The sequence below is a fragment of the Curtobacterium sp. MCPF17_031 genome (assembly GCF_003234035.1).
In the GTDB taxonomy this organism is placed as follows: Bacteria; Actinomycetota; Actinomycetes; order Actinomycetales; family Microbacteriaceae; genus Curtobacterium.
The window spans coordinates 22204-31960 of record NZ_QKSG01000016.1; the positions used below are offsets into that span (position 1 = coordinate 22204).

A 9757-nucleotide genomic window follows, 5' to 3' on the forward strand; every position below is an offset into this window, starting at 1 on the left:
GGGCGCCCCTCGTGGGAGCGCCCCCTTCCGTCCGTCTGGTTACTTGGTGATGGTCCCGTAGCGGAACTTGAAGGACGCGTCGAGGGTGACACCCTTGACGTCCTTGCCGGCCACGGCGACCGACTTGCCCTGCAGGAGCGGGAGGGTCGAGATCTGCTCGGCCTCACGCTGCTGGGCCTTCTCGATGATCGCGGCACGCTTGTCGGCGTCCGACTCTTCCTGCTCGTCGGCGATCAGACCCTGGATGGTCGGGTCGTCGTAGTGGTTCTGCACGAAGTTGTCCTTCGTGAAGAACGGCGAGAGGTAGTTGTCGGCGTCCGAGAAGTCCGGGAACCAACCGAGCTGGTACAGCGGGTAGGCGTCCTTCGTGCGCTCCACGGCGTAGGTCGTGTAGACCGTCGACTGGATGTTCACGGTGAACAGGCCGGAGTCCTCGAGCTGGGTCTTCAGCGTGGCGTACTCGTCGTCCGAGGCCGAGCCGTAGTGGTCCGGCGAGTACTGGATGTCGAGCTCGATCTTGCCCGAGACACCGGCGTCGGCCAGCGTCTTCTTGGCCTTGTCGACGTCCGGCGCACCGTTGCCGTCACCGTAGAGCGACTTGAACGGCGTCGCGGCACCGGTCAGACCGTCCGGCACCATCGAGTAGACGGGCGTGTAGGTGTCGTTGTAGACCTCCTTGGCGAGCTCGTCACGGTCGACGACGTCCGCGACGGCCTGGCGCACGGCCAGGGCCTTCGCGTCGTCGGCGTCGCTCTGGCCGGTGCCGAAGGGCTGCGTCTTGAAGTTGAAGACCACGTAGCGGATCTCGCCGCCGGGGCCGTCGATGACCTGCAGCTTCGAGTCCTTGCGGAGCGACGAGATGTCGGTCGGGGTCAGGGAGCGGTACGCCACGTCGACGTCGCCCTTCTGGACCGCGAGCTTCAGGTCGGTCTCCTTGGTGAAGTACTGGGCGGTGACGTCCTTGGTCTTCGCCTTGTCGAGGACACCGTCGTACTTGTCGTTCGCCTCGTACGCGATCAGGTCGTTCTCCTTGTAGGAGGTGATCTTGTACTGGCCGGCGAAGGCGTTGCCCTTGACGATGTCGTCCGCGCTGGTGAGCTTCGTCGCCGAGAACACGTCCTCGTCGACGATCGGACCGGCGGGGCTGGAGAGCACCTGCGGCCAGGTCTGGTCGGCGTGGTCGAGGTGGAAGACGACCGTCGTGGCGTCCGGCGTGTCGATGCTCTTGAGGTTCGCGAGCAGCGACCACGGGCCGTTGTCGTTCTTGATCTTCAGGTCACGCTCGAACGAGAACTTGACGTCGCTCGAGGTGAGCTTGTTGCCGTTCGCGAACTCGAGACCCTTCTTCAGGGTGACCTCGTACGTGGTCGGGTCGGTGAACTCCGCCTTCGTGGCGATGTCCGGCTCGACGTCCGGGCTGCCCGTCGGGGTGTTCATGAGGAACGGGAACACCTGGTTCTGCACGGCGAACGAGCCGTTGTCGTACGAGCCGGCCGGGTCGAGCGACGTGATCTTGTCGGTCGTGCCGATGATCAGGCCGTCGAGGTCGCCGGAGCCACCGCTGGTGCCGCCTGCGCAGCCGGTGAGGACGAGCGCGGTCGCCGCGGCGCCGGCGCCGAGTGCGAGGGTGCGCTTGCCCCATGTGGAAACGGATGCCATGTCCGATTGCCTCTCTGATGTGGTTGCAGGAGTCCTGGGACCGAGTGGAACGGGCTGTGTCCGGTCGCAGGGACGTTCAATGGTCACACCATGCCAGACATCAGGAGGCACCGGAGACCGATTGTTTACACCGCTGTAACGCAGGATCGCGCCTGCGAGCGCATGATCGGAGGCGGTGTGTCCGGCGCGGCGCGCAGCTTCCTTGCGCCCCGACGTCGACTGTTGCGTGGGGCAACTCCTCGGTTCCGCGGGGATCGCGGGCGTCCCGAGCGCACCCGACGCTCCTCGGCAGGGTGCGGTGCCGTGGCGCGCTCAGGCGCCGGGAGTGTCCGCGCGGAGCCGCATCCGCTGGGCGTCGAGGTCCATCAGCTGGCGCTGCACATCTGCCCGACGCTCCTGGTCGGACGGGTCGGTGCGCTGCAGTTGTCCGAGCAGCGATGCCTTCCGCGCGAGCAGGTCGCGTTCCACCAGGGCGACCACGATGCCTCGGCAGTAGATCGCCAGGTCCTCGTCCGAGCGGGCCGGGATCGGTGCGAGTGCGAGCTCCTGCACGAGTGATCGGAACGGGGCCGGTACGTCGCCGAGCAGCTTGTCGAGCCACGCCCGGTCCCCCACCGCGTCGATGTTCGCGATGACGGCGTCACGGACGACCGAGAGCATGCGCGCCGAGAACGTCGCCGACGCCGCCAGCGCGAGCAGTGGGACGCCGACGGACTGCGGCTGCTGCACCATCGCCATCACCGCGTCGCGCTCCATCCGCGCGATCGGGTCGTCCGGCAGCGACCGGATGCTCGCCTGCGGTTCCTCGGGCACGACCGGACCATCGCCGTTGTGTCCGGACCCGGTCTGCCCGGCGCCGGACGCGCCTCCCGCACGAGAGCCCTGCGCGCCGTCTGCCGGACGACGACGGACCGCGGCGACCGCACGGCGGACGTCCTCGATGTCCATCCCGAGCCACCCTGCGGTGTTCCGGATGTAGCCGTCGGCCAGTGCCCGGTCGCGGATGTCCGCGATGACGGGTGCGCACTCGCGGAGCCCGCCGACCCGGCCCTCGACCGTGTCCAGGTCGTGGCCGTCGAGCCGGCGGCGGATCATGAACTCGAACATCGGGCGGCGGTTCTCCACCAGGCGGCGGATCGCGTCGTCCCCGCGGGCCAGTCGGAGGTCGCACGGGTCGAGCCCGCCCGGGGCGACCGCGACGTACGTCTGCGAGGCGAAACGCTGCTCCTCGGCGAACGCGCGGGAGGCCGCGCGCTGCCCCGCCTCGTCCGGGTCGAACGTGAACACGATCTGCCCGAGCTGCGAGACGTGCTGTCCGGCGGAGTCGCCGAGCATCGGGCGGAGGACCTTGATGTGGTCGACGCCGAACGACGTGCCACAGGTGGCGACCGCGGTGGTGATGCCGGCGAGGTGGCACGCCATGACGTCGGTGTAGCCCTCGACGATGACGACCTGCTTGCCCTTCGCGATCTCCTTGCGGGCCAGGTCGAGCCCGTAGAGCACCTGGCTCTTGTGGTAGATCGGGGTCTCCGGCGTGTTGAGGTACTTCGGGCCCTTGTCGTCCTCGAGCAGGCGACGGGCGCCGAAGCCGATCGTCGCCCCGGTGACGTCGCGGATCGGCCACATCAGGCGTCCGCGGAACCGGTCGTACGGGGAGCGGTCGCCCTGGCTGACGAGCCCCGCGGCGACGATCTCGTCGATGCTGAACCGCAGGCCGCGGAGGTGGTCCTTGAGCGCGTCGAACGACTTGGGGGCGAAGCCGACGCCGAAGTGCTGCGCCGCGGCCGGGTCGAAGCCGCGCTCCCCGAGGAACCGGCGTGCCGGCTCGGCGGCAGCCGTGGTCAGCTGCGCGGTGAAGAACGCCAGCGCGGCCTCGTTCGCCGCGATCAGCCGGGCACGGGCGTTGTAGTCGGTGCGGGGGCCGTCGCCCTCTTCGTAGTGGAGCGTGAAGCCGATCTTCGCGGCCATCCGCTCGACGGCCTCCTGGAAGGTCGTGTGGTCCTGGGACATCAGGAAGCTGAAGACGTCGCCGTCCTCGCCACAGCCGAAGCAGTGGTACCGGCCGACCTGGGGGCGGACGTGGAACGACGGGGTGCGCTCGTCGTGGAAGGGGCACAGGCCCTTGAGCGAGCCGACGCCGGCGGACTTCAGCGTGACGTAGTCGCCCACGACGTCGGCGATGTCGACGCGCGCGCGGACCTCGTCGATGTCGTTCCGCGCGATCAGCCCTGCCACCCGACGATTCTAGTTCGGCGCGCCGACGACGACCGACCGGCGTGGACGGCGGTGGTCGGCGACGGCTCAGACCGCGATGTGGACGGGCTCGCGCTCCCCCACGACCAGGCGCTTGTGCCACGCCAGGGCACCCTGGTCCGTGAGGCTGGCGACCTGGTCGACGACGGCCCGGAGTCGCCCGGCGTCGTCCCCGGCGGCGCGCCAGTCGGCGGCGAACCCGGGCTCGAGCGCCGAGTCCTCGCGCGCGGCTATCGCGTCGAGCAGCTCGGTCAGGATCCGCCGCTGGTCCTCGTAGACGGGCTGTCGGTCCCCCTGCGTCATCACGAATGCCGCGACGATGCCCTTGAGGACGGCGATCTCGCCGATGATCTCCGGCGGGGTGACCACGCTCGCCGCGAACCGGACGAGCGACCCGGAGGCGTACGCCTGCCGCGTGGCGGTCGTCGCGGTGCGGGCGAACCGCCCGATGAGCTGACTGGTCAGGTTCTTGAGACGGGCCTGGTCCTGCCGGGAGCCGTCGTAGGCGGTCATCCAGAGCGACATCCCACGCAGCCGGTCGAACGCCTCGAGCAGTTCGTCGCGGCTGAGGTCGTCGCCCACCCACGCGTGCATGGCGGTGACGATGTCGTTCTCGCCGACCCGGTCCCCGAGCGCTGCGACGTCGATGAAGCCCGCGACCACGGCGTCCTCGAAGTCGTGCACCGAGTACGCGATGTCGTCGGACAGGTCCATCACCTGGGCCTCGATGCAGCGCTGCCGACGGGGTGCGCCGGCACGGAGCCAGGCGAACGCCTCGTGGTCGTCGTCGTAGAAGCCGAACTTCGTGCGCCCGGACGATGCTTCGCCGACGCCCTGGGACGCCGGCCACGGGTACTTGCAGCTGGCGTCCAGGGAAGCGCGCGTCAGGTTCAGTCCGTAGGCGCGTCCGTCGTCGCCGTAGACCTTCGGCTCGAGCCGGGTGAGCAGTCGGAGGGTCTGCGCGTTGCCCTCGAACCCGCCGATGCCGACGGCCCAGGCGTTGACCGCGGTCTCGCCGTTGTGGCCGAACGGTGGGTGGCCGATGTCGTGCGCCAGGCATGCCGTGTCGACGACGTCCGGATCGAGCCCCAGGCTGTCGGCGAGCTCACGCCCGACCTGGGCGACCTCGAGCGAGTGCGTCAGGCGGTTCCGGGCGAAGTCCAGGCCCGTCGTCGGGCTGAGCACCTGGGTCTTCGCGGCCAGACGTCGCAGCGCACTGGAGTGCAGCAGGCGGGCACGGTCGCGGGCGAAGTCGCTCCGCCGGTTGCCGTGTTCCTCGGGGAACCAGCGGTCGGCGTCGGCCGGACCGTACGACGAGGTGGCGCTCATCCGCCGCTGTGGTGCATCTCGGCGGCGGCCAGGACCTTGCGGAACTCCGAGTCGACGTCGCGGCTCTCGAGCCAGCGGTCCGGCAGCGCGGTCCGCTTCGCGTGACCGGCACGACCACGCGGGCCCTCGACGTCGGCGCCGGGGTAGGGCGCGGCCCAGTCGAGCTGGCCGAGCAGGTCGTCGATCTCCTGCAGGCTGGAGGCCATCGCCAGGCCGGAGCGGACCTCGCCACCGATCGGGTAGCCCTTGAAGTACCAGGCCACGTGCTTCCGGATGTCCCGGCAACCGTGCTCTTCCGACTCGAAGAACTCGACGAGCAGTTCGGCATGCCGACGGAAGGCGACCGCGACGTCGCCGAGGCTCGGCGCCGCACGGAGGTCCTCGCCACGGAACGCCGCCGCGAGGTCGCCGAACAGCCACGGGCGGCCGAGGCACCCACGACCGACGACCACGCCGTCGCAGCCGGTCTCGTCGACCATCCGCAGGGCGTCGGCGGCGGACCAGATGTCCCCGTTGCCGAGGACCGGGATGTCGGTGATCGTCTCCTTGAGGGTCGCGATCGCCGACCAGTCGGCCTGCCCGGAGTAGTGCTCGTTGGCGGTGCGGGCATGCAGCGCGACGCTCGCGACACCGGCGTCGCGCGCGATGCGGGCGGCGTCGAGGTAGGTCAGGTGGTCACCGTCGATGCCCTTGCGCATCTTCACGGTGACCGGGACGTCGCCTGCGGCCTTGACGGTCTTCGTGACGAGGTCGCGGAACAGGTCGAGCTTCCACGGCAGTGCCGCTCCGCCGCCCTTCCGCGTGACCTTCGGCACCGGGCAGCCGAAGTTCAGGTCGATGTGGTCCGCGCGGTCTTCGCCGACCAGGATCGTGGCGGCTTCTGCGACGGTGTTCGGCTCGACGCCGTACAGCTGGATCGACCGCGGCGTCTCGGACTCGTGGTGCCGGATGAGCCGCATCGACTCGGGCGTCCGCTCGACCAGGGCACGGGACGTGATCATCTCGCACACGTACAACCCGGCGCCGTACTCACGGCAGAGGCGGCGGTACGCCATGTTCGTGATGCCGGCCATCGGGGCGAGCACGACGGGCGCATCGACCTGGATCGGGCCGATGCGCAGTGGTGCTGCTGCTGCTTGTGTGATCGTCATACGACACCCATTCTCCCACGTCGTCGCCCGCGGGTAGCGTTCTCCACATGACCGTTCCGGATGCCGTCACCCGCTTCGACTCCGACGCCGCCGCCCGCGGCCTCGACGTGCAGGTCGTCGAGCGTCCTGCCGCCGACTCGCTGGAGGGCGCCGCGGCACTGCTCGGCATCGATCCCGGCGACATCGTGAAGACCCTGGTCGTGAAGCGGCACGACGGTGGCTTCCTGCTGGCGCTCGTCCCCGGCGGGCGGAGCATCGCGTGGAAGAAGCTCCGCACGGTCGTCGGCGTGAACAAGCTCTCGATGCCCGATGCGGCGACCGCCCTCGATGCGAGCGGCTACGAGCGCGGCACCATCACCCCGATCGGCGCGACCGGTGACCTGCCCGTCTTCGCCGACGAGCGGGTGCTCGGGCGACGGATCGCCCTCGGTGCCGGGCGGCACGGCGCGAGCGCCTTCGTCGACGGCGATGCCCTCGTCGCCGCCTACGGCGCGACGGTCGCCGACATCACCGACGAGGAACCCGTCCGCCCTTGACGGGCGTCGCGCAGCGCGCCGGTCGCGCCCCACTGCGCACGTCGCACCGGTCACGCCCCGCCGCGCACGTCGCACCGATCGCCCGCCGCTACGCATGTCGCACCCCGCTACGCATGTCGCGCCCCGCTACGCACGTCGCGCCCCGTCGGAACGGGGCGCGGCGTCGAGTACCGCGACGGCAGACGCCGAACGAGGTGCTGCGTCGCGGACGGTGACGGCGGACGCCGTCAGTCCGGGACCTCGGACCAGTCCCCCTCGGCGCCCGGCACGAAGCACGAGTCGCCCTCGCAGACGGGCGCGGCGCCCGGCGTGACCAACGTCAGCAGGGCGGGGCGTCCCTCTCCCCACGAGCTCGGCCGCCCCGCCGCTTCGCGACGCGTCGGTACCGGCTCGCGTGCGCCCAGGCCGGCCGGGAGGCCCGACTCACGCCCCGCAGGACCCGTCGCGCCCGTCATCGGGTCGCCCCGGCATCCGCTGCCGCGTCGTCGTCCGCGCGCTGGGCCGCCTCGGCGACCTCCTGCGGCGTCGACTCGCGGAGCGCGACCACCTGGCGGAGGACCTGCTCGAACGCGGCCGGGTCCTGCGCGCCCGAGACGCCGTACTTGCCGTCGATGACGAAGAACGGCACGCCGTTGATGCCGTACGCCTGCGCCTGGGACTGGTCGGCGCGGACCGCGGCGAGTTGGCTGTCCTCGCGGAGGGTGGCGAGCACCTCGTCGCGGTCGATGCCGACCTCGGCGGCGAGGTCCGCCAGCGATTCGTCCTGCCCGACGTGCTCGCCCCGCTCGAAGTACGCGGCGAAGAGGCGTTCGACCATCTCGAGCTGCTTGCCGTGCTGCTTGGCGAGGTGGATGACCTGGTGCGCCTTGACCGTGTTCGTGTGGCGGAGGGCGTCGTAGTCGTAGTGCAGGTCGACCTGGGCGGCGATGCCGGCGACCTGGTCGATCATCTGCTGCGCCTGCTGCACCGGCAGGCCCTTGTGCTGCGAGAGGAACTCGGCCTCGGTGCCCTCGAAGTCGACGGGGGTGTCCGGGCTGAGTTCGAAGGAGTGGTACTCGACCTCGACCGGGCCGCCGAACGCGGACACGCCCGCTTCGAACTTGCGCTTGCCGATGTAGCACCAGGGGCAGGCGATGTCCGACCAGACATCGACCTTCACGGAGTCGTCCATGCTGAGCCCAACGCGCGCCGGTGCCGCGCATTCCCGGCGCCGACACGGCGCTACGCCGGCACGGCGGCACGGCGTCGTCCGGCTGGGCACAACGGAAACCGCCCCGCGCCACGGGATCCCGTGGCGCGGGGCGGTTCCTGTTGGGCGAGTCCGACCGGCACCGCGCGGCCGTGACCGCGCCGCTACGCGCCGAGCAGCCGCTCGGCCAGGAAGCCCTGCAGCCGGTCGAGGCCGACGCGCTCCTGGCTCATCGTGTCGCGCTCGCGCACCGTGACGGCCTTGTCCTCGAGCGTGTCGAAGTCGACCGTGATGCAGAACGGCGTACCGATCTCGTCGTGGCGCCGGTAGCGACGGCCGATCGCGCCGGCGTCGTCGAAGTCCACGTTCCAGGTCTTGCGCAGGTCGTCGGCCAGGCCGCGGGCGACCGGCGACAGCTGCTCGTTGCGGGACAGCGGCAGGACCGCGGCCTTCACGGGCGCCAGGCGCGGGTCGAGGCGCAGCACGGTGCGCTTGTCGACGCCGCCCTTCGCGTTCGGGGCCTCGTCCTCGTGGTAGGAGTCGAGCAGGAACGCCATGAGCGCACGAGTCAGGCCGAAGGACGGCTCGATGACGTACGGCACGTACTTCTCGTTCGCGGCCTGGTCGAAGTAGCGGAGGTCCTGCCCCGACGCCTCGATGTGGTTCTTCAGGTCGAAGTCGGTGCGGTTCGCGACGCCCATGAGCTCGCCCCACTCGGTGCCGGCGAACCCGAAGCGGTACTCGATGTCGGCGGTCGCGTCGGAGTAGTGCGCCCGCTCGCCGTCCGGCACGTCGAAGCGGCGGAGGTTCTCCGGGTCGATGCCGAGGTCGGTGTAGAACGCGACGGCGTCGGCGATCCACTGCTCGTAGTGCTCCTGGGCCGAGGCCGGCGGGACGAAGTACTCGATCTCCATCTGCTCGAACTCGCGGGTGCGGAAGATGAAGTTGCCCGGTGTGATCTCGTTGCGGAACGCCTTGCCGACCTGACCGATGCCGAACGGGGGCTTCATGCGGCTGGTCGTGACCACCTGCGCGAAGTCGACGAAGATGCCCTGGGCGGTCTCGGGGCGCAGGAAGTTCAGGCCCTCCTCCGACTCGACCGGCCCGAGGTAGGTCTTGAGCATGCCGCTGAACTCGCGGGGCTCGGTCCACTCGCCGCGGGTGCCGCAGTTCGGGCAGGCGATCTCAGCCATGCCACCCTCGGGCGCGCGGCCCTTCTTCGCCTCGAACGCCTCGAGCAGGTGGTCCTCGCGGAAGCGGTGGTGGCAGTGCAGGCACTCGACGAGCGGGTCGGTGAAGGTCGCGACGTGCCCGGAGGCCTCCCACACCTTGCGGGGCAGGATGACGGCGGAGTCCAGGCCGACCATGTCACCGCGGCCGCGGACGAACCGCTGCCACCACTGGCGCTTGATGTTCTCCTTGAGCTCCACACCGAGGGGCCCGTAGTCCCATGCGGAGCGGGATCCGCCGTAGATCTCCCCCGACTGGAAGACGAACCCACGGCGCTTGGCCAGGGCGATGACGCTGTCGAGACGGGAGGGCTGTGCCACGTGGAGCTCCTGTGTTCGCCGAGCTGGGTGCTCGGTGTTGCGGGCGGACCCGGCAATGCTAGCGGCCCGGGAGGCCCATCCCGCCTGTCG

At 70.3% G+C, this 9757-nt stretch carries 7 protein-coding genes; 1 reads left to right on the plus strand and 6 read right to left on the minus strand.

The window, feature by feature from the left end:
- Positions 1-39 precede the first annotated feature (39 nt).
- The 4 genes from DEJ31_RS16285 to dusB form a co-directional block, all read right to left on the minus strand.
- Positions 40-1659, minus strand: coding sequence for an ABC transporter substrate-binding protein (locus tag DEJ31_RS16285; protein ID WP_110903162.1), 1620 nt, complete (start codon positions 1657-1659; stop codon positions 40-42).
- Between the two features lie 312 nt (positions 1660-1971).
- Complete coding sequence (gene dnaG / locus DEJ31_RS16290; protein ID WP_111045308.1) at positions 1972-3894, minus strand: DNA primase; 1923 nt, start codon at positions 3892-3894, stop codon at positions 1972-1974.
- A gap of 66 nt (positions 3895-3960) precedes the next feature.
- The gene (locus tag DEJ31_RS16295; protein WP_110903160.1) at positions 3961-5241 is read right to left on the minus strand and encodes a deoxyguanosinetriphosphate triphosphohydrolase; all 1281 of its coding nucleotides are present in this window, start codon (positions 5239-5241) and stop codon (positions 3961-3963) included.
- Entirely contained in the window at positions 5238-6392 is a 1155-nt protein-coding gene (gene dusB / locus DEJ31_RS16300) for a tRNA dihydrouridine synthase DusB (RefSeq protein ID WP_110903159.1), read from the minus strand. Before dusB ends, DEJ31_RS16295 begins: the two co-directional genes overlap by 4 nt.
- 47 nt (positions 6393-6439) lie before the next feature.
- Between dusB and DEJ31_RS16305 the strand changes: the two genes are divergently transcribed.
- Complete coding sequence (locus DEJ31_RS16305) at positions 6440-6928, plus strand: aminoacyl-tRNA deacylase (protein ID WP_110903158.1); 489 nt, start codon at positions 6440-6442, stop codon at positions 6926-6928.
- A gap of 451 nt (positions 6929-7379) precedes the next feature.
- On the opposite strand, the gene DEJ31_RS16310 is transcribed toward DEJ31_RS16305, so the two are convergent.
- Positions 7380-8099, minus strand: coding sequence for a DsbA family protein (locus DEJ31_RS16310; protein ID WP_111045311.1), 720 nt, complete (start codon positions 8097-8099; stop codon positions 7380-7382).
- Positions 8100-8281: 182 nt separating this feature from the next.
- On the minus strand, positions 8282-9667 hold the full coding sequence (locus DEJ31_RS16315; RefSeq protein ID WP_111045312.1) for a glycine--tRNA ligase: 1386 nt from the start codon (positions 9665-9667) through the stop codon (positions 8282-8284).
- Between the last annotated feature and the right edge of the window lie 90 nt (positions 9668-9757).

Coding starts and splice junctions, on each gene's coding strand:
- DEJ31_RS16285 (WP_110903162.1), bottom strand. CDS start 1,659: ATGGCATCCGTTTCCACATGGGGCAAGCGCACCCTCGCACTCGGCGCC.
- DEJ31_RS16295 (WP_110903160.1), bottom strand. CDS start 5,241: ATGAGCGCCACCTCGTCGTACGGTCCGGCCGACGCCGACCGCTGGTTC.
- dusB (WP_110903159.1), bottom strand. CDS start 6,392: ATGACGATCACACAAGCAGCAGCAGCACCACTGCGCATCGGCCCGATC.
- DEJ31_RS16305 (WP_110903158.1), top strand. CDS start 6,440: ATGACCGTTCCGGATGCCGTCACCCGCTTCGACTCCGACGCCGCCGCC.
- DEJ31_RS16310 (WP_111045311.1), bottom strand. CDS start 8,099: ATGGACGACTCCGTGAAGGTCGATGTCTGGTCGGACATCGCCTGCCCC.